We start from the raw sequence: 904 nt of genomic DNA, 5'->3' as shown, positions 1-904 counted from the left end.
TTCCTGCTCACCTCGGACCAGACCTACGAGCGCAAGATCAAGGAGATGATCCTGGCCTTCCGCATCGAGCAGGCCTATTCCAAGGACCGCATCCTCGAACTCTACCTCAACGAAATCTTCTTCGGCTTCGGCGCTTATGGCGTCGCGGGTGCCGCGCTCACCTATTTCGACAAGTCGGTCAACGAGCTGACGGTCGCGGAAGCCGCCTATCTCGCCTCGCTGCCCAAGGGCCCGAACAATTATCACCCCTTCAAGCATGCTGACCGCGCGATCGAGCGCCGCAACTGGGTCATCGACCAGATGGTCGAGAATGGCTACGTCACCCGCGAGGAGGGCGCCAAGGCCAAGGCCGAGCCGCTTGGCGTGACGCCGCGCCGCAATGGCTCCTATCTGTTTGCCGGCGAGTATTTCACCGAGGAAGTCCGCCGCCAGATCATCGCCCGCTACGGCGAGAACGCGCTCTATGAGGGCGGCCTGTCGGTGCGCACCACGCTCGATCCGAACATCCAGCTTATCGCCCGCAAGTCGCTGCAGAACGGCCTGCTCAAATACGACATGCTGCGCGGTTACCGCGGTCCGGTCACGCATATCGACATTTCCGGCGACTGGGGCGTGCCGCTCGGTAACGCGAAGGGCCTAGAGGACGTGCCGGAATGGAAGCTTGCCGTTGTGCTCGATAGTTCGGCGGACGGCCTGACCATCGGCATCCAGCCGACGCGCCAGGTCTCCGGCGAACTGGTCAAGGACCGCGTCCAGGGCACCGTCAGCAAGGACGACATGGGCTTTGCCATGCGCCATTTCGTCAACGGCAAGTCCGTCAGGGCGAAGTCTCCGGCGGAAGTGCTGGAGCCCGGCGACGTCGTCTTCGTGCAGAAGAACGAAGGTTCCGACAACACCTATATGC

The 904-nt window shown here is 62.5% G+C and carries 1 protein-coding gene; it reads left to right on the top strand.

Annotated features, from left to right (window positions below):
- Nucleotides 1–904 (top strand): transglycosylase domain-containing protein (locus EOA28_RS37090; RefSeq protein ID WP_189342416.1); only part of this gene is annotated, 904 nt, incomplete at both ends.

This window comes from Mesorhizobium sp. M2A.F.Ca.ET.067.02.1.1 (genome assembly GCF_004023285.1).
Classification (GTDB): domain Bacteria; phylum Pseudomonadota; class Alphaproteobacteria; order Rhizobiales; family Rhizobiaceae; genus Mesorhizobium.
This window is presented reverse-complemented; position numbering and strand designations above follow the sequence as displayed.